At 36.2% G+C, this 23,985-nt stretch carries 25 protein-coding genes; 7 read left to right on the forward strand and 18 right to left on the reverse strand.

The window, feature by feature from the left end:
- Positions 1 to 21: 21 nt before the first annotated feature.
- Positions 22 to 693: a two-component system response regulator YbdJ gene (ybdJ, locus tag LRP84_RS12895; RefSeq protein WP_230575449.1), complete on the forward strand. Its 672-nt coding sequence runs from the start codon at positions 22 to 24 to the stop codon at positions 691 to 693.
- Between the two features lie 215 nt (positions 694 to 908).
- Entirely contained in the window at positions 909 to 1,691 is a 783-nt protein-coding gene (locus tag LRP84_RS12900; protein ID WP_230575502.1) for a sensor histidine kinase, read from the forward strand.
- Between the two features lie 330 nt (positions 1,692 to 2,021).
- On the opposite strand, the gene LRP84_RS12905 is transcribed toward LRP84_RS12900, so the two are convergent.
- The 12 genes from LRP84_RS12905 to LRP84_RS12960 all read right to left on the reverse strand — a co-directional run bounded on the left by LRP84_RS12905 (position 2,022) and on the right by LRP84_RS12960 (position 14,216).
- Positions 2,022 to 2,201, reverse strand: coding sequence for a small acid-soluble spore protein H (locus tag LRP84_RS12905; RefSeq protein ID WP_098307448.1), 180 nt, complete (start codon positions 2,199 to 2,201; stop codon positions 2,022 to 2,024).
- 305 nt (positions 2,202 to 2,506) lie between these two features.
- The gene (locus LRP84_RS12910; RefSeq protein ID WP_230575450.1) at positions 2,507 to 4,450 is read right to left on the reverse strand and encodes an AMP-binding protein; all 1,944 of its coding nucleotides are present in this window, start codon (positions 4,448 to 4,450) and stop codon (positions 2,507 to 2,509) included.
- Between the two features lie 144 nt (positions 4,451 to 4,594).
- Positions 4,595 to 6,136, reverse strand: coding sequence for an acyl-CoA carboxylase subunit beta (locus LRP84_RS12915; RefSeq protein ID WP_230575451.1), 1,542 nt, complete (start codon positions 6,134 to 6,136; stop codon positions 4,595 to 4,597).
- A 2-nt stretch (positions 6,137 to 6,138) separates the two neighbouring features.
- Positions 6,139 to 6,927, reverse strand: coding sequence for an enoyl-CoA hydratase (locus LRP84_RS12920; RefSeq protein WP_230575452.1), 789 nt, complete (start codon positions 6,925 to 6,927; stop codon positions 6,139 to 6,141).
- A 4-nt stretch (positions 6,928 to 6,931) separates the two neighbouring features.
- Positions 6,932 to 7,843, reverse strand: a complete 912-nt coding sequence (locus tag LRP84_RS12925) for a hydroxymethylglutaryl-CoA lyase (RefSeq protein WP_230575453.1) — start codon at positions 7,841 to 7,843, stop codon at positions 6,932 to 6,934.
- A gap of 21 nt (positions 7,844 to 7,864) precedes the next feature.
- Positions 7,865 to 8,080, reverse strand: a complete 216-nt coding sequence (locus LRP84_RS12930; RefSeq protein WP_154712653.1) for an acetyl-CoA carboxylase biotin carboxyl carrier protein subunit — start codon at positions 8,078 to 8,080, stop codon at positions 7,865 to 7,867.
- Between the two features lie 28 nt (positions 8,081 to 8,108).
- Positions 8,109 to 9,446 carry an acetyl-CoA carboxylase biotin carboxylase subunit gene (locus LRP84_RS12935; protein ID WP_230575454.1) on the reverse strand — a complete coding sequence of 446 codons (1,338 nt, stop codon included), beginning with the start codon at positions 9,444 to 9,446 and terminating at the stop codon, positions 8,109 to 8,111.
- A 14-nt stretch (positions 9,447 to 9,460) separates the two neighbouring features.
- Entirely contained in the window at positions 9,461 to 10,606 is a 1,146-nt protein-coding gene (locus LRP84_RS12940; protein WP_098307434.1) for an acyl-CoA dehydrogenase, read from the reverse strand.
- 213 nt (positions 10,607 to 10,819) lie between these two features.
- Positions 10,820 to 11,788, reverse strand: coding sequence for a YbgA family protein (locus tag LRP84_RS12945; RefSeq protein WP_230575455.1), 969 nt, complete (start codon positions 11,786 to 11,788; stop codon positions 10,820 to 10,822).
- Positions 11,789 to 11,792: 4 nt separating this feature from the next.
- A complete protein-coding gene (locus tag LRP84_RS12950) occupies positions 11,793 to 12,446 on the reverse strand; it encodes a TetR/AcrR family transcriptional regulator (protein WP_230575456.1) in 654 nt (217 codons plus the stop codon).
- A 22-nt stretch (positions 12,447 to 12,468) separates the two neighbouring features.
- The gene (locus LRP84_RS12955; protein WP_230575457.1) at positions 12,469 to 13,488 is read right to left on the reverse strand and encodes an ABC transporter permease; all 1,020 of its coding nucleotides are present in this window, start codon (positions 13,486 to 13,488) and stop codon (positions 12,469 to 12,471) included.
- A complete protein-coding gene (locus tag LRP84_RS12960) occupies positions 13,488 to 14,216 on the reverse strand; it encodes an ABC transporter ATP-binding protein (protein WP_230575458.1) in 729 nt (242 codons plus the stop codon). Before LRP84_RS12960 ends, LRP84_RS12955 begins: the two co-directional genes overlap by 1 nt.
- 387 nt (positions 14,217 to 14,603) lie before the next feature.
- Here LRP84_RS12960 and LRP84_RS12965 point away from each other — a divergent pair, with 387 nt between their 5' ends.
- A complete protein-coding gene (locus LRP84_RS12965) occupies positions 14,604 to 15,248 on the forward strand; it encodes a formylglycine-generating enzyme family protein (protein WP_230575503.1) in 645 nt (214 codons plus the stop codon).
- A gap of 151 nt (positions 15,249 to 15,399) precedes the next feature.
- On the opposite strand, the gene LRP84_RS12970 is transcribed toward LRP84_RS12965, so the two are convergent.
- Entirely contained in the window at positions 15,400 to 15,534 is a 135-nt protein-coding gene (locus LRP84_RS12970) for a YuzL family protein (protein WP_098307419.1), read from the reverse strand.
- Positions 15,535 to 15,724: 190 nt separating this feature from the next.
- On the opposite strand from LRP84_RS12970, the gene LRP84_RS12975 reads away from it, so the two are divergent.
- On the forward strand, positions 15,725 to 16,243 hold the full coding sequence (locus LRP84_RS12975) for a DinB family protein (protein WP_230575459.1): 519 nt from the start codon (positions 15,725 to 15,727) through the stop codon (positions 16,241 to 16,243).
- A gap of 117 nt (positions 16,244 to 16,360) precedes the next feature.
- The gene (locus LRP84_RS12980; protein WP_230575460.1) at positions 16,361 to 16,525 is read left to right on the forward strand and encodes a hypothetical protein; all 165 of its coding nucleotides are present in this window, start codon (positions 16,361 to 16,363) and stop codon (positions 16,523 to 16,525) included.
- A 93-nt stretch (positions 16,526 to 16,618) separates the two neighbouring features.
- On the opposite strand, the gene LRP84_RS12985 is transcribed toward LRP84_RS12980, so the two are convergent.
- From LRP84_RS12985 to LRP84_RS12995, 3 genes are all read right to left on the reverse strand, one after another.
- Positions 16,619 to 17,074, reverse strand: a complete 456-nt coding sequence (locus LRP84_RS12985; RefSeq protein WP_230575461.1) for a putative iron-sulfur cluster-binding metallochaperone — start codon at positions 17,072 to 17,074, stop codon at positions 16,619 to 16,621.
- Between the two features lie 76 nt (positions 17,075 to 17,150).
- Positions 17,151 to 17,858 carry an SDR family oxidoreductase gene (locus tag LRP84_RS12990; protein ID WP_230575462.1) on the reverse strand — a complete coding sequence of 236 codons (708 nt, stop codon included), beginning with the start codon at positions 17,856 to 17,858 and terminating at the stop codon, positions 17,151 to 17,153.
- A 196-nt stretch (positions 17,859 to 18,054) separates the two neighbouring features.
- Positions 18,055 to 19,521, reverse strand: coding sequence for an aminoacyl-histidine dipeptidase (locus tag LRP84_RS12995; protein ID WP_230575463.1), 1,467 nt, complete (start codon positions 19,519 to 19,521; stop codon positions 18,055 to 18,057).
- A gap of 266 nt (positions 19,522 to 19,787) precedes the next feature.
- On the opposite strand from LRP84_RS12995, the gene LRP84_RS13000 reads away from it, so the two are divergent.
- Positions 19,788 to 20,885, forward strand: coding sequence for a type III polyketide synthase (locus tag LRP84_RS13000; protein WP_230575464.1), 1,098 nt, complete (start codon positions 19,788 to 19,790; stop codon positions 20,883 to 20,885).
- Positions 20,882 to 21,427, forward strand: coding sequence for an isoprenylcysteine carboxyl methyltransferase family protein (locus tag LRP84_RS13005; RefSeq protein ID WP_230575465.1), 546 nt, complete (start codon positions 20,882 to 20,884; stop codon positions 21,425 to 21,427). Before LRP84_RS13000 ends, LRP84_RS13005 begins: the two co-directional genes overlap by 4 nt.
- Positions 21,428 to 21,508: 81 nt before the next feature.
- Here LRP84_RS13005 and gpmA read toward each other — a convergent pair whose 3' ends face one another.
- Positions 21,509 to 22,246, reverse strand: coding sequence for a 2,3-diphosphoglycerate-dependent phosphoglycerate mutase (gpmA, locus tag LRP84_RS13010; RefSeq protein ID WP_230575466.1), 738 nt, complete (start codon positions 22,244 to 22,246; stop codon positions 21,509 to 21,511).
- A gap of 259 nt (positions 22,247 to 22,505) precedes the next feature.
- A complete protein-coding gene (locus tag LRP84_RS13015; protein WP_437438783.1) occupies positions 22,506 to 23,825 on the reverse strand; it encodes a DEAD/DEAH box helicase in 1,320 nt (439 codons plus the stop codon).
- Positions 23,826 to 23,985: the final 160 nt, after the last annotated feature.

A 23,985-nucleotide genomic window follows, 5' to 3' on the forward strand; every position in this document is an offset into this window, starting at 1 on the left:
TAAAAATGGAAGGTCTACGTGATGAAAGGATATAACATTTTAATTGTTGAAGATGATTTGATGATTGGTGATTTATTGCAAAAAATTTTGCAACGCGAAGGGTACAATGTATGTTGGAAGAAAGAAGGAAAAAATATTATTGATATTATCCATGAGATAGATTTAGTCATAATGGATATTATGTTGCCAGGTGAAGATGGCTATCAAATTACAAGGAAAGTAAAAAAACTAGGATTAAATATTCCAGTTATTTTTCTTTCCGCTCGAAATGATATGGATAGCAAACTCCAAGGCTTGACAATCGGTGAGGATTATATGATAAAGCCTTTTGATCCTAGAGAGTTGTTACTAAGGATGCAGAAAATGCTAGATAATCAATATGGTACTTTTACGCAAATTAAACATTTATATATTGACGCAGAACATAAAAAGGTTTTCAATAATAACTTGCATAATGAAGTTGTTTTTACGGCGATTGAGCGTAAAATATTCTTCTATTTATATGAAAATAGAGATAGAATTTTAACGAAAGAACATTTCTTTGACTATTTATGGCAACTTGAAGATAGAAATCCAAATATCATGAATGTACACATAAAAAAAATTAGAACAAAAATCAATGATAAAATGGGTGAGATTATTCAAAATATATATGGAGAAGGGTATAGATTAAATACCTATATGAAGAAATGAAATTAAAGAAGAAATACCAGTTATTGTTATTTTCCGCTGTTATAAGCGTACCGTTTTTATTACTATTGATTAGCATCCTTATGTCAGTAATTTATGATAGGGTCTTTAAAATGAAAAATAATGGCATTCCTTTTCATGAATCATTTGCATACACTACAATGCTAGTCGTATTTTTTTTATAACTATTATTATTAGCCTTTTTATTTTCGAAATCGATTAACTCACTATTAAATAAAATAAATATATTGAATAAAACGATTCGAAATTTAGCTAGTGATAAAAAGATTCCAAATAAATTAGACGTTAAAAGCGATGATGAAATAGGAGAACTAATCAGGTCAGTAAATTTATTAATTGAAAGAACTACATATCGAGAATTAGAACTTAAACAACAAGAGGAAATGAAAAAGGAACTATTAAATAAATTAAGGCATGATATTAATACACCTTTAACAGCTGTTAGATTACAATTATTTTACTTAGAAGGTCAATATAATGATCAAGCACCAATACTAGAATCTTTATATCAACAAATACAATATATTGCCGAATTAACCAATGAATTTAATTTACAATCTACTGATACGTTAGAGAATTCTTATATTTTAAATGATGAAGTGAATATACATGATTTATTAGAAACCATGGTTAAAAAGTGGGATTATTTGTATAGTATTCATGATATTGAATTAATATATAATCCACTAAATAAAGATTTGATATGGACAAGTAATGATTTGTGGATTCAAAGGTTATTTGACAACATTTTCCAAAATACGTTAAAACATTCAAAAGCTAAAAAACTTGAGGTGACCATTGAAAATAGTGTTGTTTCTTTTAGGGATAATGGAATTGGTTTCGATATTAATAGTAAAAGTGCAGGGCTTGGATTAAAAATAATTGAGGATATATCTAGAATGCTCGATATAAACTATACTTTACAATCAAATAAAAATGGGACTATATTTTCTTTTACAACAATCGAAAAAAATATATAAAGCACACTTTCCATTACTATTTTGTGACATAATATAGTCTGAGTTTGAATATCTCCCAATTGAAATGTTTGATCAAACTTTTTTATAAAAACCAAAATTAAATCTGCTGGATCATTCAATTTGGTTGATTTACCAAGTCTTCCCCTCTTCAAAACATACACAAAATAGGTTCTGCAATCCTAATTAATACCTTGTAACAATAAAAAGAGCGAAATCCTGCATTATCAATACAGAATTTCGCTCTTTTTATAAACGATCAGACTTTATTCTAAAGCTACAGCTATCGAGATTTTTCTGACGGCTGTTTTTATCAAGAAAACATGTAAGCAATTAATGCTCAGTTAAGCTAGAAACAGGAACCTCTTGTTCATTATTTGGTTGGTTGAGAGGATAAATTCTAGCTGTTTCATTATTTTCATCTACATTTTGAATGTAGATTTGCTCTCCATTATAGGTTACATTAGCCATAACTGGTGAAGCAGCAATTTCTTGTGCACGTTGTTTGTTCATGATCATAACCTCCTTTTTCTTTTAACAACTATAATATTGACTTCAATTCCCTCAAATATTCTTGTTATTTCATAATTAAGTAAACAAGAAGCTAATTTTTAAAATATAGTTGTTCAAAGACTGTTAAAGAATAGAAGTACATGGAACATATGAAAGAACTTTATCTCTAATATCCTATATACAATCAATTTTTCTATTTTTTTATTTAATACATTATTTCTCGTTCCTATTTTGATTTATATTTAGTACTCACAAACAAAAATAAAAAAGCAAACTCTCTGTATCGAAGAGTTTGCTTTTTAAAATTACATTTGTTTCTGAGACTGTAGTCCTTGAATATACGTCACAACCTCAGGATTCACAAGTGAAGATAAATCTCCAAGTTCTTTTCCTAAATACGCTGCTTTAATAACGCGGCGCATCACTTTAGAGTTACGTGTTTTCGGTAAATCTTCGACCACATGAATATCTTTCGGACACAATGCTTTCCCGATATGAGAGTTTACTAGACTCAATAATTCTTTTTTCAATTCTGGTGTAAACGAAGTACCCTCGCGTAACACAACAAAACAATGACACACTTCACCTTTCACTTCATCAGGAACTCCAATTGCACCGGCTTCTACGACATCATGGTGTTTTACGAGAATAGATTCATACTCCGCAGGTCCGATACGTTTTCCGGCTATATTTAACGTATCGTCAGAACGACCTGTGATGATATATTGTTCTCCATCATATAATACCCAGTCACCATGCACCCATTTGTTTTCAAAACGAGACCAGTATGTGCTTATATAACGATCATCTTCTTCCCAGAAACTTTTCGTCATACCAACCCAAGGCTTTTCTAAACATAATTCTCCGACCTCATTTTGAACTGGTGCACCCGTTTCATCCAATACAACCGCAGCCATTCCTGGTAATGAGGCATTAAAGCTAATTGGTGCAATCGGTTTAATAAGGACGTTTCCAAAAATGCCACCAGAAATTTCAGTACCACCAGAATAGTTGCAAATTGGTACTTTCCCCTTGCAAACTGTTTCAAAGAGCCACATCCAAGGGTCTGGATTCCATGGTTCACCTGTTGAACCGATTGCTTCTAAACTTTGCAGTGAGTATTTGTTCACCCATGCGTCACCTTTTGACATTAATGAACGAATTAATGTTGGTGAAATACCAAGGTGTGTTACTTTATAACGATCAACCATTTCCCATAGACGATCTGGTTCTGGATAATCTGGCACACCTTCATACATAACCATTGTTGCTCCGTTAATAAGAGAACCAAATAGTAGAAACGGTCCCATCATCCAGCCCATATCAGTAATCCATAGCATACGGTCACCTTGTTTTACGTTCATACCAAAACTAGCATCAAATGCTGCTTTTAGCGGGAATCCTGCATGTGTATGCACAGTTCCTTTCGGTTTACCTGTTGTACCAGATGTATAAATAAGCATAAGCGGGTCGTCGCTTTTCATCTCTTCTGCATGCGTAAATGGCTTATCTTTTTCAAGAACGCTCCATGAAATATCATAATCATGCTGTGTAAATTCGTTCCCAGCATGACGAACAATTACTACTTTTTCAACACTTGGGCAATGCTCACATGCTTTATCCACTTCATCTTTTAAAGAAACTGTTTTACCGCGGCGCGCAAATCCATCTGCCGTAATAATCATTTTGGATCCTGCTGCTTGCACACGCGTCATAACTGCATCTGAAGCAAATCCTGAGAAAATAGGAGAAATGATTGCGCCGATTTTCATCACAGCTAACATTGCAACCACTGTCTCTGGTATCATCGGCATGTAAATTGTTACACGATCTCCTTTTTCAATTCCTAAATGCTTAAGACCATTTGCAACGCGGCTCACCCAATGATCTAACTCTTCATATGTAAACGACTTTGATGTTCCATTTTCCCCTTCCCAAATGAGAGCCTTTTGCGCTTTCGTATCATCTTCTGCAATCCAGCGAGACAATGCAGATTCTACGACATTACAAGTTCCATCCACATACCACTGTGCAAACGGAATACCGTTTGCCAAATCTAACACTTCTGTATACGGACGCATCCATTGGTAGCCTACAGCTCGCTCTGCTTCTCCCCAAAACCATGCTGTATCTTCAATAGACTTATTATAAAATGTTTCATAATCATCATAGCCCAGTGATTGCATCCATTGATATAAGCGTGTTTTTGCTTTATATTCTTCTGTTGGAAACCAAACTGCTTGCTTCACTATTTTTCCCCCCTTATTTTTTGGAAAAGAAAGCCCTTCAAAAGGGCCATTTCTCTTGCTCGCATAGACAAACAAAGCATTGCCTATTACGAACTTGATTCATTCTACTTACCAGCAGAGGCTTCCACTGAGGGAAGTTTCACTTTATACTGGGTAAACTGGATGTTTTCGATCCGTAAATACTTGATATTTACTCATATACATTTCAAAACGTTTCTTTAATTCTTCACGTAATTGATTCGGATGAACAATACCATCAATCACCATTTCTGATGCAAGACGATAAATATCAATATCTTGCTTGTACTCTTCACGTTTTTGAGCGATAAAGCTTGGACGCTCTTCTTCTGGAAGTGCTGCAATTTTATTTGCATACACTGCGTTTACCGCTGCTTCTGGACCCATTACTGCAATTGAAGCTGTCGGAAGTGCAAGGCAGCAATCAGGTTCAAATGCAGGACCTGCCATCGCATATAAACCAGCACCGTATGCTTTTCGTACAACGATAGAAATTTTCGGTACAGTTGCTTCACTCATAGCAGAAATCATTTTTGCACCGTGACGGATAATACCAGCACGCTCTACTTTTGTACCAATCATAAAGCCTGGTACATCAGCTAAGAATAAAAGTGGAATGTGGTACGCATCGCATAATGTAATAAATTTTGCTGCTTTATCAGCGGAATCGTGGAATAATACGCCGCCTTTCATACGAGGCTGGTTCGCAATAATTCCAACTGGCATACCGTTAATACGTGCAAATCCAGTAATAAGTTCTTGTGCAAATAATTTTTTTACTTCAAAGAAAGAGTCTTCATCAATAATACGTTTAATTAAATCAAGCATATTAAAAGGTGCATTTTGATTTTCCGGGATAATTTGTTCTAATGTTTTTTCAAATTCTTTCGGTTCTTGAGGTTCTGTCATTGGAGCTTTTTCTAAGTAGTTACTTGGAAAGTAAGAAATATATTGACGTGCTTTTGAAATTGCATCTTCTTCTGTTTTGCACAGGACATCTCCGCAACCAGATACAGAACAATGCATACGTGCTCCGCCCATTTCTTCTAATGTTACTTTTTCACCGATTACCATCTCAGCCATACGAGGTGAACCAAGATACATGGATGCATTTCCTTCAACCATCATAACAACGTCACAGAAAGCAGGAATATATGCACCGCCAGCAGCCGATGGACCAAATAGTAAACAAACTTGCGGTACTTTTCCGGATAATTTTACTTGGTTATAGAAAATGCGCCCTGCGCCGCGTCTCCCTGGGAACATTTCAACTTGGTCAGTAATACGTGCGCCAGCGGAGTCAACAAGATAAAAGAGCGGTACACGTAATTTTTCAGCTGTTTCTTGAATACGTAAAATCTTTTCTACTGTACGAGATCCCCATGATCCTGCTTTTACGGTAGAATCGTTTGCCATTACACAAACAGTACGCCCATTTACTTTACCAGTTGCGGTAACAACTCCATCAGCAGGTAAGCCTTCTTGTTCGCAGTTTGCAAATAACGCATCTTCTACATACTCACCGTTATCAAACAAAAGCGCCAAACGATCACGAACAAACAGTTTCCCTTTTGCTGTATTTTGCTCATGATATTTCGGTGCACCGCCTTGCTTTATCGTTTCTACGCGTTCTTCTAATGTACGAAATTGTTGTTTTTGATCTAGCATGTTCATTCCCCCTTATAAATCGGCTTCCGTTTTTCGCGAAATGCTTGTAATCCTTCTAAGCGATCTTCCGTATGAATCACTCCTTCATACGCTTGCTTTTCCATTTGTAAACCAGTCTTTAAATCTACTTGCATGCCATTTGTAATCGCTTCTTTCGCAAGGCGAACAGCAATTGGGCCATTCTCTGCAATTTGCTTTGCAATTTCAATTGCTTTTTCTTCTAGTTCATCAGCAGGAACAACATATTCTACAAGTCCATATTCCTTTGCTTCTTCAGCTGCAATACGTCTTGCTGTATAAATTAATTCTTTTGCACGTCCAATTCCAATTAAACGCGGAAGACGCTGCGTGCCACCAGCTCCTGGAATAATCGCAAGCGAAGTTTCTGTTAAACCAAGACTTGCTGTTTCAGAAGCAATGCGAATATCACAAGCAAGACTTAATTCTGTACCGCCACCAAGCGCAATTCCATTTAGAACTGCAATAACAGGTTGTGATAATTGTTCTACCATATCCATTGTAGAGCGAATCATCCCAACTGCATGGCGCACTTGTTCTTCGTTCATATTCGCGCGTTCTTTTAAATCTGCACCTGCACAAAATGCTTTTGCACCTGCACCCGTAATCATTACGACACGGACATTATTTTCTTCGTTAATACGACTAAGTGTCTCTTGTAATTCTTCTAAAAGAGCAAGTGATAAAGCATTTGCTTGTCGTTCACGATTTAACGTCACTTTCACAATATGAGGAGTTACGTATTCAACTGAAATATTTTGCAGCTGTAACATGGGATCACCTACTCACTGTTTTATGTTGCAAGGCACGGTATACATGGCTTGGAATCTGCATATCGAGCTTGCTTTGAATAAATTTCGTTGCCTGTAATAACTTTTCTTCATTTACATTTGTCTGCACGCCCATTTTATGAAGCATGTGAACTAAATCATTTGTTGCGACGTTTCCAGACGCACCTGGTGCATACGGGCATCCGCCAAGACCACCGCACGAACTATCAAATGTTGTAACACCGCATTCTAATGACTTTACAACATTGGCAAGTGCCATGCCGTACGTGTTATGAAAGTGCATCGCAAATTTAGAAGAATCATATTTTTTGAGTAAATGCTCTAGTACACGTTCTACTTGTGCTGGATTTGCTACCCCAATCGTATCTCCAAGCGATACTTCATAAATACCGTACGAAAACAATTTGTCACAAAGTTCATCAACGGCATGAATGCTTATTTCGTCCTCATACGGACAACCAAACACAGTAGATACGTAACCACGTACCGTTTTCCCAGCAAATAGCGATTGTTTCGTTATATCTTCAATAACAGAAAGTGCTTCATCAATTGATTTATTAATATTTTTCTTATTATGCGTTTCACTAGCAGATAAAAAGACGTTCACCTCATCTACATCTTGCAAAAGCGCCCGCTCCAAACCATTTTGATTTGGAACGAGAGCTGCATATGTAACATGTGGTTTCCGCTCAAGCATTGTAAACACATCTTGTGCATCTGCTAAAGCAGGAATCCATTTAGGGTGAACGAAAGATGAAACTTCAATATAAGAAAGACCTGCGTCTGCTAACATATGAATCCATTTCACTTTATCCTTTGAGCCAACAATTTTCTTTTCATTTTGCAAACCATCACGCGGTCCAACTTCTTTAATAGAAGCAAAAGAAGGTAGTTTCAATCGATTACACCCCGTTTCTAATTATTCAATTTCTACTAATACATCTCCCTCATTAACAAAATCGCCTTCTTGCACAAGAATCTTCATAACTGTGCCAGATTCTTCTACAGCGATTGGAATTTCCATTTTCATAGATTCTAAAATGACGACGTCTTGATCTTCCTCTACTGTATCCCCTACACCTACCACAATTTTCCAAACATTTCCTGCCATCGTTGCATATACTTTTGTCATCATTTATTTCCTCCTTTAAATTTCGTAACCTTTATTTTTTCACAAGCTGTTTCGTTACAAAGCTTGTTGTGTAAATACCACTTTGGAATACTTCATCTTCTAATACTTGCAGAAGCATCGGCGTATTTGTTTTAATACCTTCCACTTTCAATTCTTCTAATGCCACTTGCAATTTTTGAATTGCATCTTCACGCGTTTCACCATGTGCAATTATTTTTGCAATCATTGGATCATAAAACGGCGTAATTGTTACACCATCTTCTAAGAAATGATCGATGCGAATTGATGGTGGAAGAGAAAGAGACGTGATTTTCCCTGGTGATGGGAAAAATGTTTTTGGATCTTCCGCATAAATACGAGCTTCAATGGCATGACCACTGCGTTTTACTTCGTCTTGCGTAAACGAAAGTGTTTCGCCTGATGCGATGCGCAGTTGTTGCTCTACTAAATCAAGACCTGTAATTTCTTCTGTTACCGGATGCTCTACTTGTAATCTCGTATTCATTTCTAAGAAATAGAAATTTTTCTCATCATCAACGAGAAATTCAATCGTTCCTGCATTCGCATAACCAAGTGCTTTTGCAGCTTTTACCGCAACTTCCCCCATCGCCTTGCGCGTTTCTTCATCTAAAAATGGAGATGGCGCTTCTTCGATTACTTTTTGGTTACGGCGCTGCACAGAGCATTCACGTTCCCACAAATACACCGTATTCCCTTGTTTATCGGCAAGCACTTGAATCTCAATATGATGCGCGTTTGTAATCAATCGTTCCATATACATTTCCCCGTTTCCGAAGAAATTTTTTGCACGCGTTTGATTACTTTCAAATGCTTGAGTGAGCGCTTGTTCAGTTTCAATCACTTGCATACCAATGCCTCCGCCGCCAGCGGATGCTTTTAACATAAGTGGATAACCAATTTGACTTGCAATTTCTTTCGCTTCTTCAACTGTGGGAATGCTAGTTGAAATACCAGGTACAATTGGAACTTCAGCTTCTAGCATTGCTTTACGGGACTCTATTTTGCTTCCCATCTTCGCAATAACATCTTTAGAAGGACCAATGAAGACAATTCCTTCTTCTTCACAGCGCGCTGCAAATGTTGGATTTTCTGATAACAATCCATAACCTGGGTGAATTGCCTCTACATTTGTTTCTTTTGCAATTTCAATGATCTTTTCAAGATTTAAATAACTTTCTTGGACGCGCGGACCACCAACAAGATATGCTTCATTTGCCATTTTCACATGAAGTGCAAACTCATCAGCTTCTGAATAAATCGCAACTGTACGAATCCCAAGTTTTTGACACGTCTTTATAATACGAACAGCAATTTCACCGCGGTTCGCAATTAATATTTTTCGAAACATAGTGACCCCTCCTATTAACGACATCCTAAATGTCTTGAAATAACGAGACGTTGAATTTCAGAAGTACCTTCACCAATTTCTAATAACTTTGCATCACGAATATGACGCTCTACTTCATACTCACGCATATATCCGTAACCACCATGAATTTGAACCGCTTGATTTGATACACGGCTTGCTGTTTCAGATGCAAAAAGCTTTGCCATCGCAGCTTCTTTCCCAAATGGCTTATCATTGTCTTTTAACCAAGCAGCTTTATGTACCATATTGCGTGCTAATTCAATTTCTGTTGCCATATCAGCCAATTTAAATTGAATTGCTTGGAAGTTTGATAGAGAACGACCAAATTGTTTACGCTCCTTTGCGTATTGCAATGCACGCTCAAATGCAGATTGAGCAATCCCTACTGCTAATGAAGCAATAGAAATACGGCCACCATCTAACGTATATAAAAATTGTTTAAATCCTTTATTTACATCGCCAAGGATATTTTCCTTTGGTACACGAACGCCATCTAATACAATTTCACATGTATTCGAAGCACGAACACCCATCTTGTCGTACGGACTAGAAATTGTTAATCCTTCGCTATTTGTCGGTACGATAAAAGCAGAAATTCGCTTCTTACCACTTTCCTCAACGCCATTGATAGCGGTTACAATAATCGTATTTGCATACTCAGCATTTGTAATCCAGCACTTCTCGCCGCTAATTACATACTCATCGCCATCTAATACCGCTTTCGTTTGTGTACCACCAGCATCAGATCCAGCATTTGGCTCTGTTAATCCAAATGCACCAAGCGTCTTACCAGATGCCATTGGAACTAAATATTTTTGTTTTTGTTCTTCTGTACCAAAATAATAAATAGGAGAAGCGCCCAGTGAGATTGTTGCAGCATAACTTAATCCTGTACCACCGCAAGCACGGCCAATTTCTTCAACTGCTAATGCATACGATAACGTATCGCCGCCAGAACCACCGTATTCTTCAGGGAATGGGATTCCTAACAAACCAAGTTCGCCCATCTTTTGAAACGTTTCATATGGGAATTCTGCCGTTTTGTCGTAATACACCGCTTTTGGAGCGATTTCCTTTTCAGCAAAGTCGCGCACCATTTCTTTGATCATTTGTTTTTCTCTAGTAAGAGTAAATTCCATTTGTCACACCCCTTATCGAATTCGTTATTTCGACAGCGTGCGCGTATATAGTACAAATCTTGCCCCGAAAAAAGAATGAACAGTAGTGAGATAATTGCTATAATTCTGTCATAATTCAATTGTAAAACAGAATCTGTACTAATGCACGAAAAAATTCCTACATTGTTCTACAACAACATAGGAATAAAAAGGTCGAATTATGTAGTTTTTTGTTTAATAATCTCTTCCTTTTCCAGAATCTGTGATTTCCACTAAAACTTCTGGATACGGTTCAAAATATGTTTGTCTCAGTAAATATGTTTCCTCAAACCGAAGTGCCCACGATTTTAAAATAGTGAGAATACTGCTTAATGGTATTTTCTTTTCTGCATACTTACTAAGTAAAGAAAGAAAATGATCTTTCTCTTCTTTCTTCAATTTATTTTTAAAATAGCCAAAAATATGCTGACATACGTTTATATTTGATGTATACCGCGGTGTACGTTTTAACAACTCATACAATGTTTTTTCATACTTTGCAAATACTTCATCAATCGGACATTTTTCCTGATTAGCAATGATACGCCCTAATTCTTTTTGCTTCGTTTGATTGTACGCCATAAATAAGTATTTATACTCAGATTGAAATTCAACCAAGGCCTTCATGTTTTTCTTTTTCTTTAACGTTTTAAAATGAGCAATCGTAAATAACTGCGTAAAGAAATGTTCACGAATGATGAAATTCGACAATCTTCCTTCTTCCTCAATTGCTAAATGTGAAAAAGTAGCTAATACTGCACTGCCAAATACCCCGGCGCCCTTTCCTTTTGTTGGCGCTTTTCCTACCCCAGCATATATTTTCACATCACGAGTTCCGCAACTTGGGGAACGATTTTTTAAAATAAAGCCATCTACATCTGGTAAAGACGATAAAAATACATCTGAAAACTGCTGCATTTTCTCCGTTAAATCATCTCCTGTTGATGGCTGCACTAATTTTTGCGTCCCATCTTGTTCAACAATACGAATAGTTTCTCTTGGAATACTGAGGCCAATCTCCACTTCTGGACAAACTGGAATGAATTCTACATACGGCTGTAAATTACGCACTGTTGCATCAGAAATCTTGTCACCGTTATAACGGCATGCTTCAAATTCTAAACATTTACTTACGACAACTGTTGGTTTTACAAATTGCCTCATATTATTACCTCCGAGGTGTTAGCCCGTATAAAATGAATTGAACTGTAGACTCGACCTCAGCATCATCATCCCATTTTTCTTCTGGTAGTAATAAAAAACGAGTTAAAATTAAACCAATAACAGGTGATAATGTAAACCGTAATACTGCCGGCTTGGGAAGTTCAATAATTTGTCCCTGCTTCTGAAAATGATCAACGATTTTTTCAAAACGAGAGTAAATTTCTTTTGCTAGTAATTGTTGAATTTCATCTTTCAATTCAGGATGAAACGGTACTTCTTGAATTAAAATTTTCAGCATCGGAAAGTGTTTTCTTGCAAATTCAAAGCGATTGCGAATGACAGCACGTAAAAAATTTTCATATGAATCATACGTATTTTCAAATATTTCTTTTGCAAAAGTTTGCACAAAAAACGGTGCGGCAAATTTCGTCAAAGTCGGCATCACAACGGCAAACAACAAATCTTTTTTCGTTTTATAGTAGCGGAAGATTGTTCCTTCCGCTACACCGGCACGTTTCGCAATTTCACTCGTTGAAGTTGCCGAATATCCTTTTTCACTAAACATATCCACTGCCGCTTCTAAAATGCGCATTTGCCGTTCATTGCGCTTATCCGTTCCTGTGGCGGCAATTAATTCTTCTAACCAATCCTCTTTCATGATAAGCTCCTTTTTATTTCCATTATATTCTTCTATGCTTCTTCAAAGCAAATACGTTACCTACTGCAAACACAAGCGCAAATAATAATAAAACTCCAAGATCACCCGCAATTTCGCTAAATCCTTGATTTCGAATCATAACTTGCCGCATCGCATCTGCACCGTATGTTAATGGAAATAACTTTCCAAGAAGTTGTAACGACTTATTCATAGACTCAATCGGAAATAAGCCCGAAAAGAAAATTTGTGGTACGATCACTAATGGGATAAATTGAATCATTTGAAATTCATTGTTTGCATACGCTGATAAAAATGTTCCAAGCGTTAGCGCCGTTAATGAAAGCATACATGTAATAAGTAATGTGAGCCAAGGTGAACCTGCAACATATAAATCAAGAAGATACACAGAAAAACTAACAATCAGTACGGATTGTAAAAACGCAAAGATGCCGAAGCCAATGATATAACCTGCAACAATCTCCCAGCGTCGAATTGGGGTCGATAATAATCGTTCCAAAGTACCGCTTAAACGCTCTCGAACGAATGAAACTCCTGATAAAATAAAGACAAAGAAGAATGTAAAGAAACCAATTAATACCGGACCTAATCCATCAAACATCGTAAAATCAGCTGATCCATGTAAATAAGAAACATCAGGCTTCATAGTCGTCGTTTCTGTTTTCTCCATACTCTTTTGCAAAACTTGCATGACAGCACGATTTTTCGATGAATCACTACCTTCTAACGTTATTTTCATCTTTCCATGATCTACAGTAATTATCGCATCAATTGCTTGATCTTCTAATTTACTATGTGCTTTCTCTTTATCATACTCATAAAAAAAAGCATCTTGTTTTTTCATTGAGTCTACAATTGGTGCTGGTACATCAACTAAAGCAATATGAGGCTTATAATCTTTTTGTGTGAATACAAGTGAAAGAAGCCAAAGAAGTAACATCGGTGCTCCGAACATAAGCGCAAGCGACCTTTTATCTCGGAAAAACTGACGAATAATGCGGATAACAACTCCAAATACTCTCATCATTCCACCGCTCCTTCCAGTAAAAAGACATCCTCAATACGTCCCGACGTTGTCCGCTCTTTTAATTCATCTGGAGAACCCGTTGCGATTAACTTCCCTTCACGAATTAAACCAAGACGTTCACAAAACTCTGCTTCATCCATAATGTGCGTTGTAACAATAATTGTTGTACCTTGTTTTTTCAGCTCATAAAACTTATCCCAAATTGATTTTCGAAGAACAGGATCAATCCCAACAGTCGGTTCATCTAAAATAAGAAGCTTAGGTTCATGCAACAGTGACATGGCAAGTGATAAACGCTTTTTCATTCCACCTGAAAAGTGCTGCACTTGCTTTTTTGCATCCTGAGATAACTGGACTAGTTCAAAAACTTCTGAGATGCGCTCCTTCTTTTGCTTTCCTTTTAATCCGTACATTGTCGCAATAAAATCAGCATTTTCATAAGCAGATAGTTCATCATACAATGCATCAGCTTGAGCCATATAGCCAATTTGTTTCATTCCATCCAAGTTTGGCATAACCGTTTGTAGTGCAGTTACTTCTCCTGAGGTTGCTTCACTAATACCAGCAATCATTTTAATAAGTGTCGTCTTCCCTGAACCAGAAGGACCGACTAAACCAAATATTTCAGCTTCTCCGACAGAAAATGAAATATCTTGAATCACTTGTTTCTTTCCAAAGTACTTGGAAACACATTTAAGCGTTACTGCCTCATTTATTGGAGACATATACTTTCCTCCTCTTCATAATAAAAGTGAGTGAGTACTCACTTTTATTTTAAGCTAATATTAATGTATGTCAAATGTTTCTTTTTATTGTTGATTGCATACATATTTTTTTATTAACATTGTTGGTATATACGCTATTCTTCTTCAACTAACCGATAGGCTCTAAGGCACCATAGTTGATCGACCTTCTTCTCCCAGCCATAAAATTTTCATCCTCTGTGGTGCAGCGCTTGCGCTGTATGAATCGTTAACAGGCAGTTATTTGCAAAAAACAACGTAATTTTCGTATTGATTTAATGGTTCTACACGCGGTAAAATTTGTAAAACAAAGATCATTAGGAGGAAGGTAGAGTGCCAAATAAAATAAAGAGTTACCTTGACTATCCAATGGTAAAAATTCCTGGGGGAGAAATTGAATTAAGAGACGATAGAATAAAAAGCAAATGGAAAGCTGAAATAAGACCTTTTCTTCTTGCCCAGTATCCTGTAACTATGGATCTTTACTATGCTATTACAAATAACTCACCTAATTCTTTTGACGGAGATTTAAAACCGGTTGTGAATATTTCCTGGAATGATGCAATTTCTTTTTGTAATCTACTTTCACAAAAAGCTGGACTGAAAGAGTGTTATTCTATAAGTAATGATGGTGAAAACATTATTTGTGATTGGGAATCAGACGGCTATCGACTTCCTTCAGAAGCAGAGTGGCAATACGCATGTAAAGCAGGGACTACTGGTTATAGATACGGAGAGCTTGATAAGATTGCCTGGTATAATGAAAATTCAGGAGGCAAAATCCATGAAGTAGGAAGAAAGGAACCGAATGCTTGGGGTTTGTATGATATGTTAGGTAGTGTTTGGGAGTGGTGTTGGGATTTATATGATGAACAAGTGTACGGCTCCTACCGAATTTTTCGGGGAGGTAGCTGGGCTGAGGATGCTAGAGGGTGTGGAGCTTCGTGTCGTCGTCGTAGCCATCCGTCATTTTGCATAGACGACCTTGGATTCCGTCTTGCCCAGTCTTTTTAACTTCTACAAACAAGTCAACTTTCGAGATTTTACAGTTCAACTAACGGAGCGCTAATTTTAACATCTAAAAAAGCTATTGGAATTAGTAAACATAATTCCAATAGCTTTTTCACTTTACTACGTTACAGAGTAAACTCATGAAAAATTATGATTAACTACGTTTTTGTCTCTTATTTGATGAAGGTACTTTCATGGAACCTGTTTCTTGCGTAGTAGTTCCTTGACCTTCGACTTGTGAAGAACCAAGGCCTGCTCTGGAAGGATCCTGTTTAGTTTTTCGACCCACTTTGCTCACCTCCAACGTTACTTTTTGCTTAGATGTTAGAAACTATGCAGGACAAAGTAAAAAACTCCCTTCCCTTTTAATTAACTTCTTTTTCATAGTTTCAAACAGGAAAGTCATAAACGCTGGTTGTATATATAAAGTAATTAATCCCTTTATAATTTGAAATTAACTGAAACTGGAGGAATTTTTAATGAAACATCCAGCATTACAAACGTATGATTATCACGTATGGGCAAACAAAAGGCTATTTGAACACTTAAAAACATTACCAGCGGACGTTTGGTCTACAGAAGTACAAAGTGTATTTCCCTCTATTTCACAAACATTTGCGCATATGTATATTACTGATACAATCTGGCTACACACTTTATCCGGTAAACCTTTTGATGAAGTAAAGGCATCAGCAATACATCTTTCAGAAAAAATAAAAGAGACAGCTATTAAAGAAATGGAACAATTATTTTTAAATTTATTTGAAGACTACCAAGCATTCTTCACTAGTAAGGAGAACTTAAATGAAGCCATTTCCCCTGAACACCCTCACTTTGGACGGCTAGAAACGACTGTTTTTGAATTGATACAGCATGTTGTTAATCATGGAACATATCATCGCGGAAATATAACAGCTATGTTAAGGCAGTTAGGTTATACAGGAACTTCGACTGATTATATTTTTTATTTGTACGCAATGAGTAAATCAAAAAAATAATGTTCATTTTGAACTTTTCATACGTAGAAATATAAGAGAGGCTATTTTAACGAATATGTCTAAAATATAAAAAAAGATACTCCCTTAAAGCTTTACATAATGTAAGGAGGAATAAACATGGACTCTAAACAGAAAGACTATAATATTGAATATCAATGTCCTAAAGGAGTTGTGTATTACAGAAAAGTACAAGCGAGTAATATTGAAGAAGCAAAACAACAAATATTAGCTCAACAACCCGACATGAAAGTTAGGGCTGTTAACCTTATTGATTCTAAATAAACAACAATAGCTAGAGTTGAGGTAGATAACTACTACGAGCTCTAGCTATTGTTGTTTCATTCACATAATTGATGTCAGCAGAAAATAATATTATTATTTTTCAATTTGCTTTATAAACGCAGATACGTTTCCTAAACAACAAGAACCTTGAGGATTATTTATCTCGCATCCACAACGATTTGCTTTAATATGCATTGATATCTCTTGTACTGCTTGGCTCTTTCCGGTTTGTTTTATTTCTTCATGAATACGTGATCGTGTCCAATTAAAACAGTAACAAGCAGGCACTTCTTCCTCTATATCTTTTTGAAAAACAGGAACCTTAAGATCATTTTTAATAAATACTTGCTGTTCTTCATTAAAGTACACTACGTTACATTCTTGCTCTGAACAAAAATAGTATGTTTTATCTGACTCCAATTGAGCTAAAGCATTAGCATTCAGCAAGCTTTTTAATGTAATCAATTTGACCTGTTTTCCTTTCATTTTGCATAAAGGACAAACAACATCGCTCGTTACACTTTTCGAAGCACCGCAGCAGTCTCCCATTTTATATAGAACCTCCTTTTACAAAAATTTCACCACCAAACCAAAGTGTATATTCGTATCTATCAGGTATGATACTTTAGGAAACCTTTGGACAAGTAAGTGATTTTCCATTGTCTTTGGATGTGATACTAAGCATGTATGGTACAGCGACATGTGACCAAGCTTCAGGTGTTGGGGAATTTGATATATATTCTGGTGCACACGAATGCAGCATCGGAGTATCGATGCTACCACCTGGATCCATTGAAACCACTGCCATTTCTTTTGGTAATTCTAATGCCATTGATTGAGTCAGACCCTCAATAGCAAACTTGGAAGCACAGTACGGTGCAAGTTTAGCTTCTCCAGACCTTCCCCAACTAGAGCTAATGTTGATAATGACACCTCGTTTATTATGAATCATAGCTGGAACAAATGACCGTATCACATTGACTACACCATTCACATTGATATTCATAACATTTGCAAATTCTTCCGAAGAAATAGTCCAAAGCGTTGCATTTTTATTAACGATAGAAGCATTATTAATAAGTAAATCTGGTGCATCGTATCGCTGGAGAATATATTCTCCCCAAGCTCTAACAGCCTTATCGTCCGAAACATCAACGGATTGAAAATCATGTTTGTCGTCAAATTGACTCCTAATTTGTTCTATCTTGCTTTGAGAACGGCCACATCCAACAATCAACCAACCGAGTTCAGAAAAACGGTCAATTAATGACCGACCTAAACCTTGCGTTACTCCAGTGATTACCACAAGTTTTTTATTATTTTCTCTACTCAATTAGTTTCTCTCTCCCTTCTAACATTTTGATTCTTAAATTCATTTTACATTTTTTCAATTATAGATACTTGCTACATATTGACTAAATTTTCTCCAACTTTAGTAGTAATTTAAATATTGTCGTCAACTGACTTAATAAACTAAACAAAAAGAGATGCTCTAAAGATATAAGCATCTCTTTTCATCTCAAACATATTTAAACTAAAGACTTCGTCTCCCGCAATACTTCAATAAAATACTCCCAGTTATTCAAAACAGAAGGAATACTTACATGCTCATCTGGCGTATGAACATGAAACATATCTGGTCCAAGTGAAATCGCATCTAGTCCTGGAATTTTCTCCATAAATACCCCGCACTCAATTCCTGCATGAACTGCAAAGATCTCTGCATCTGTACCATACTTTTCTTTATGCACCTTTTCAAATAAGCTGCGAATTGAGGAATTTGGATTATATGGCCACTCTGGGTACTCAGATTCTTTTTCAAACTGAGCTCCAACTAGTTCTGCAATATGCTTAATTTCATTTACAATATGTTGTTTTAAGCTTTTTACAGAACTTCTTACTTCGTTTCTTAATTTCATTTCATTATGTAACGTTTCAACAACACCTAAGTTTGTAGAACTTTCTACTAGTCCTTTTATATCCATACTCATACTTTGAATACCGTTAGGGATTAAAAATAATGAAGAAATAAGCTGTTTTTGCGTTTTTTGTGCGAATACCTTCTCAACTGTTTCTTCTAATTTCGTAAGTGAAACATACACATCTGGGTCTACAGCACGTAGTTCTTCTTGCAAAATGCCTGTCCACTCTTCCACTTTCTCCTCTACTTTTTGCGCATCACTTGCAGAAAGTAAAATCGTCGCTGTACTTTCACGTGGAATCGCATTCATTTTTAATCCACCATGAACTTCATTTATAAAAAATGAAATTTCATTCGATACATCACGAAGGACTCTACCTAAAATTTTATTTGCATTTCCTCTTTCTTTATCAATTTCCATACCGGAATGTCCACCTTTTAATCCGCCAACAAAAAGACGATACGGTAATACGTTAGCTGGCGTTTCTTCCCAAACGATAGAAATTGTTTCAACTGCTTTTGCACCGCCCGCACTGCTTACTAACAATTTATGATCTTCTTCTGAGTCAAGATTAATAAAAATTTTACCGCTAAAATGATTTGGATCAACCGCAAAAGCGCCGCCCATCGTTGTTTCTTCTTCTGTCGTAATGACTACTTCAAGAGCAGGATGTGGAATATCTGTTGCATTTAATAAAGCTAAAGCATATGCAACAGCAATCCCATTATCTGCACCTAACGTTGTATGATTTGCATACAGCATATCCTCTACAATTCGTAATTGAATTGGATCTTTCTCAAAATCATGAACAGTCGATTGATTCTTCTCACATACCATATCCATGTGACCTTGAATAATAATTGTTGGCACTTGCTCATATCCAGGTGTTGCCGGCTTTTTCATAATGACATTTAACGCATGGTCTTGCACAACTTCTAAATTTCTATCTTGTGCAAACTTTACTAAATAATCACTAATCTCTTTCTCATTACCAGATCCTCTTGGAATCTTTGAAATTTCTGCAAAATGATGAAATACAGGATGCTTTATTAATTCTTCTAAATTCGTATACATATGCTTCGCCTCTTTCTACCCATGGTAAAATGAAATTCTCATTTTGTCTGCTTCTTCTTACTTTGAACCAATCGGGATTTTACGGGCAGTTATCCCCACATATCTTCTTCGGATTTCAGGGTCTTGCCCGCGAATAACAGGATAAACAATCCTATATAAGTATTGTACCACTTTCAATTGATATATCATCTATTTTCATTTCTTGAATACTTCCACATAAAATTGTGCACCGTATAATCTATATGATGAAAAATGGAGTAGATACTATGCCTAAAATTATATCAGTTGGAATTTGTCCACCTCCTCACATAATCAATCAAAAAACAGTCGTCCACTTTGCAAAAGATTTATTTGGAGATGCTTTTAAAGATATAAAACGTTTATTACAAGTATTTGAAAACGGACAAATAGAAAAACGCCATATCGCAAAAGAGCTATCTTGGTTTGAAAATGATCATACATTTGAGGATAAAAATAATGCGTATATAGAGTGCTCCATTACACTCGGTGCTCAAGCAATCGAAAACTGCGTAACCAATAAAACATTTTTGAAGCAAAATATGAAACTAGAAGAGATTGAAGCATTGTTTTATATTTCTTCTACAGGACTCGCAACCCCAACGATTGATGCGAGAATTATGAACGTTTTACCATTTTCTTCACATACGAAACGGATTCCTCTTTGGGGTCTTGGGTGTGCAGGCGGAGCAGCAGGATTAGCAAGAGCTTTTGAATATTGCAAAGCTTTTCCAAAGGCAAAAGTCCTTGTTCTTGCTGTTGAATTATGCAGTCTCACATTTCAGCGCAATGATTTGTCCAAAAGCAACCTAATTGGAACATCTCTTTTTGCTGACGGTGCAGCATGTGCTTTAATAGCAGGTGATGAAGTGGATATTTCAGCTATGTCTTCTCTTTCTATTCTTCCTTCTTATATTGATTCACAATCTACTCTTATGAAAGATAGTGAAGATGTAATGGGATGGGACGTAAGAAATGAAGGATTGTACGTTATCTTTTCCAAAGATATCCCAAGTATTATTAGTACTTGGTTTCATCCGAACGTAAAAGAATTTTTAACGAAGAATCATACTCAGCTTAGTGATCTTTCTCATTTCATTGTACATCCTGGCGGAAAAAAAGTACTAGAAGCTTATGAATATGCGCTAGGAATAGATGCACGGAAAATGCAGATTTCTTTTGATATACTACGTGAATATGGAAATATGTCGTCTGTTACTGTATTGTATGTGTTACAAAAGTATGTACAGACTGTCAACAAAAGCGGTGAACTCGGGTTAATTGGAGCACTTGGACCAGGTTTTAGTTCAGAGTTAGTCCTTCTACGCTGGGAGGATATTCAATGATTTTTTTTATTGCTTTCATTCTTATTGTAATGCAACGCCTCATAGAGTTAGCAATTGCAAAACGAAATGAAAGATATATGAAACAAAAAGGCGCACTAGAATTCGGAAAAGCACATTATAAATACATTGTATTACTTCACACTTCCTTTCTCATTTCAATTTTTTTAGAAGTTACAATCTTTCATCGTCAACTTTCACCTATTTGGTACATACTTCTTACTTTTTTACTTTTGACTCAACTCCTTCGTGTTTGGACGATCACTTCTCTCGGCTCGTATTGGAACACCAAGATTATTGTTTTACCTAACACCTCCGCAACAACAAAAGGTCCCTATAAATTTATACGGCACCCCAACTATATGATTGTAATCTTGGAAATTTTACTCATTCCACTTTTATTTCAAGCATATATCACTGCTGTTGTTTTTAGTTTCTTCAACTTAGCTGTTCTATCAATCCGAATTCGTGAAGAAGAGAAAGCGCTCATAGAAGTAACCAATTATAAAGAAGCGTTTCAGCATATTTCACGATTTCGCCCATAATGAAAGAGGATGTGTCTACACACCCTCTTTCATTTTTCCCTTACGTATATATAGATTACCAACTTCTATACCCTGTCTATATTAGAGTGATATATGCTTCGGAATTTCTCCTTCTGGCACTTCTCCATCCATGCTCAAATAATAATGTCGAATCGGTTGTAAATTATCATCTAATTCATACACAAGCGGAATGCTTGTAGGGATATTTAACGTTACAACTCCATCATCAGATAAGTGATCTAAATATTTTACAAGTGAGCGAATTGTATTACCGTGCGAGGAAATAATTACTTTCTCACCACTTTTTAATACTGGCGCAATTTCTTCATACCAATACTTAAGAACTCGTTTTTCTGTATCTTCTAGACACTCTGTAAGAGGAAATTCGCCTTCTTCGAGATATTTATATCTGGGATCTGAAACTTCATAACGCGGATCATTTTCCGTAAGTGCTGGCGGTCTTACATTTGTACTTCTGCGCCATATATTTACTTGTTCTTCCCCATATTTTTTAATCGTTTCATCCTTATTTAAACCTTGCAGTGCACCGTAATGCCTTTCATTTAAATGCCATGTTTTATAAACAGGTACCCAAGCGAGATCCATCTCATGAAGAATAATCCATAACGTTCGAATTGCTCGTTTTAACACGGAAGTGTGTGCCACATCAAACGTATAACCATTCGCCTTTAAAATTTGTCCTGCTTCTCTTGCTTCCTGTAATCCTTTTTCAGACATATCAACATCCGTCCATCCAGTAAACCTATTTTCCAAATTCCATACACTTTGACCGTGACGAAGAAGTACAAGTTTAATCATGACGACGTTTCCTCCTAACAATAAAAATTTTTAACCTTACAATTATGCTGTTTCTTTTCTTTACTCCTATGATGTGCTATTACACGATTTGTTCTATTTATGCTATATAAATCATGTAAATGTTATCGTAGTTTCAATTTAGATGATTCTTCATCCAATCCTCACACTTGTTAGTATATCCGTCATTTTTTACATACAAAAAAAACATGAGTCCCCTATTCAAAGGATACTCATGTTTCATGATTTATATAGCTTCAACTTATCTTCCGCGATTTTTCTGTCCCGGCTTTGCACTGCGTTTCTTCTTGCTTGGTTGACCGTAACGTGATTTTTCTGTTTTCGTTCCTTCTTTTCTATCACGACTTCTAGATTGATCAGATTGCTTCTTCTCTTTAAATTGTTTCTTTTCTTTTGGCTTTTGCGATTTTGTTTCCTTTTTCACAGATTCTTGCTTGTTAGGCTGCTCTAATACTTGTCGTTGTAATGATGCGTTAATTCCTTTTTCAATTTGTTGTAGATACATTTTATCTTTTGGCGCAACTAATGTAATGGCAAGTCCACTTCCGCCAGCACGACCTGTTCGACCGATGCGGTGAATGTAACTCTCAACATCTTCTGGAATGTCATAGTTAAACACATGTGTAACCCCTTCTACATCAAGACCTCTTGCCGCTACGTCCGTTGCGATTAAATATTGACTTTCGGCATCTCGAAAACGTTTCATGACACGTTCACGTTTTGCTTGTGATAAATCGCCATGAAGTTCATCACAGTTGTAACCGTATCCCTTTAGCGCTTCATACAAGTTTGTAACTCTGCGTTTCGTACGGCAGAAAATAACTGCTAAAAACGGTTGATCTCGTTCCATTAATTGACGCAGCGTATCCTGCTTTGCTCGGTCTGTCGTTTCAACAACGCGTTGTTGAATATTATTTACTGTTACCTCTGCACTTTGAATTTTTATAATTTCAGGTTTTCTCATATAACGCTTTGCAAGAGATTGAATTTGCTTAGCCATCGTTGCAGAAAACAACATTGTTTGTCTCTCTACAGGTGTTTGTTCAATAATTTCTTCTACCTCTGGTAAAAAACCAAAATGCAGCATTTGGTCCGCTTCATCTAAAACAAGCATAGATACATGTGATAATTCAATTGTTCCGCGGCGTAAATGGTCTAATAATCGTCCAGGTGTCGCCACAACAATATGTGTATTTCCTTGCAATTTCTTCATTTGCTGTGAAACATCTTGTCCACCATAAACAGCAAGCACATGAATATCCTTTACATGCACAATCATTTTTTGAATTTCATTTGTGATTTGCAATGCTAATTCTCGTGTTGGTGCTACAATTAACGCCTGAACATGACTGGACTGTGGATTTATTTTTTCTATTATCGGCAAAATAAATGCTAATGTTTTTCCCGTTCCTGTTTTTGCTTGTCCAATAATATCTTTTCCTGCTAGAACTACTGGGATTGCTTTTTCTTGAATTGGAGTCGATTCCGCGATTCCGTTTTCTCTTAATGTATCATTTAACGTTGTGCTAATTCCTAATTCTAAAAAACCTTTCAAATCCATCACTTCTTTTCACTATTTTTCATATCAAATATTGATTGTACCATTTATTTAGCTAAATATGAAAAACAAAAACGCGCTATTATTGTATTTATTCAAAATAAGAGCGCGTTTTTACACATTTATTCTATTTTTAACGTTTAAGTGGGGGCTTGTTGACAAT

Origin of the sequence: Bacillus rhizoplanae (genome assembly GCF_917563915.1) — a bacterium.
Classification (GTDB): domain Bacteria; phylum Bacillota; class Bacilli; order Bacillales; family Bacillaceae_G; genus Bacillus_A; species Bacillus_A rhizoplanae.

Coding starts and splice junctions, on each gene's coding strand:
- ybdJ (WP_230575449.1), top strand. CDS start 22: ATGAAAGGATATAACATTTTAATTGTTGAAGATGATTTGATGATTGGT.
- LRP84_RS12905 (WP_098307448.1), bottom strand. CDS start 2,201: ATGAACAAACAACGTGCACAAGAAATTGCTGCTTCACCAGTTATGGCT.
- LRP84_RS12915 (WP_230575451.1), bottom strand. CDS start 6,136: ATGCTAGATCAAAAACAACAATTTCGTACATTAGAAGAACGCGTAGAA.
- LRP84_RS12920 (WP_230575452.1), bottom strand. CDS start 6,927: ATGTTACAGCTGCAAAATATTTCAGTTGAATACGTAACTCCTCATATT.
- LRP84_RS12930 (WP_154712653.1), bottom strand. CDS start 8,080: ATGATGACAAAAGTATATGCAACGATGGCAGGAAATGTTTGGAAAATT.
- LRP84_RS12935 (WP_230575454.1), bottom strand. CDS start 9,446: ATGTTTCGAAAAATATTAATTGCGAACCGCGGTGAAATTGCTGTTCGT.
- LRP84_RS12940 (WP_098307434.1), bottom strand. CDS start 10,606: ATGGAATTTACTCTTACTAGAGAAAAACAAATGATCAAAGAAATGGTG.
- LRP84_RS12945 (WP_230575455.1), bottom strand. CDS start 11,788: ATGAGGCAATTTGTAAAACCAACAGTTGTCGTAAGTAAATGTTTAGAA.
- LRP84_RS12950 (WP_230575456.1), bottom strand. CDS start 12,446: ATGAAAGAGGATTGGTTAGAAGAATTAATTGCCGCCACAGGAACGGAT.
- LRP84_RS12955 (WP_230575457.1), bottom strand. CDS start 13,488: ATGAGAGTATTTGGAGTTGTTATCCGCATTATTCGTCAGTTTTTCCGA.
- LRP84_RS12960 (WP_230575458.1), bottom strand. CDS start 14,216: ATGTCTCCAATAAATGAGGCAGTAACGCTTAAATGTGTTTCCAAGTAC.
- LRP84_RS12965 (WP_230575503.1), top strand. CDS start 14,604: ATGGTAAAAATTCCTGGGGGAGAAATTGAATTAAGAGACGATAGAATA.
- LRP84_RS12975 (WP_230575459.1), top strand. CDS start 15,725: ATGAAACATCCAGCATTACAAACGTATGATTATCACGTATGGGCAAAC.
- LRP84_RS12980 (WP_230575460.1), top strand. CDS start 16,361: ATGGACTCTAAACAGAAAGACTATAATATTGAATATCAATGTCCTAAA.
- LRP84_RS12985 (WP_230575461.1), bottom strand. CDS start 17,074: ATGGGAGACTGCTGCGGTGCTTCGAAAAGTGTAACGAGCGATGTTGTT.
- LRP84_RS12995 (WP_230575463.1), bottom strand. CDS start 19,521: ATGTATACGAATTTAGAAGAATTAATAAAGCATCCTGTATTTCATCAT.
- LRP84_RS13000 (WP_230575464.1), top strand. CDS start 19,788: ATGCCTAAAATTATATCAGTTGGAATTTGTCCACCTCCTCACATAATC.
- LRP84_RS13005 (WP_230575465.1), top strand. CDS start 20,882: ATGATTTTTTTTATTGCTTTCATTCTTATTGTAATGCAACGCCTCATA.
- gpmA (WP_230575466.1), bottom strand. CDS start 22,246: ATGATTAAACTTGTACTTCTTCGTCACGGTCAAAGTGTATGGAATTTG.
- LRP84_RS13015 (WP_437438783.1), bottom strand. CDS start 23,825: ATGGATTTGAAAGGTTTTTTAGAATTAGGAATTAGCACAACGTTAAAT.